The sequence below is a fragment of the Xenorhabdus sp. NBAII XenSa04 genome (assembly GCF_963866145.1).
GTDB lineage: Bacteria > Pseudomonadota > Gammaproteobacteria > Enterobacterales > Enterobacteriaceae > Xenorhabdus > Xenorhabdus indica.
On record NZ_CAWMEB010000029.1, the window covers coordinates 1 to 383 of the forward strand.

General features: G+C 45.7%; 1 protein-coding gene. It reads right to left on the reverse strand.

Going from position 1 to position 383, the window contains the following annotated elements; translation table 11 throughout:
- Window positions 1-304, reverse strand: a 304-nt coding sequence (locus tag AAC147_RS01640) for a transposase (RefSeq protein WP_047685019.1), incomplete at its 3' end; no start/stop codon positions are given.
- Window positions 305-383 lie beyond the last annotated feature (79 nt).

Here is a 383-nt window from a genome sequence, read left to right on the forward strand (position 1 = left end):
CGGTTAAACGACAAAACCGTTGCCAGCTCATCCGGTCAAGTAATTGATATTCCATCTTTTCATCAGAAAGAGTATGGAAATGTTTCAGGATAATGATGCGAACCATCACTTCCGTAGGGAACGGCGGGCGTCCCCCTTTAGGCGAAACAACGCGGGGCACCGCACGGTCAACCGACTCAGCGAGTGCCGAAAAATCAACATACTTATCAAGTAAAAGGAGTGGGTCGCCTAATTTATCTATTTTCTGCCGATGATACTCGGCCGCCAATTTGTCTTTTTTCAAAGCAGAACGAGGAGGGAGCATGATGGCGTTACCTTACAGAGATGTGTTGTTTGTATTTTACTCTGTTAGGCGGCTATGAAAAGTTTTTAGAGGTTCCCTT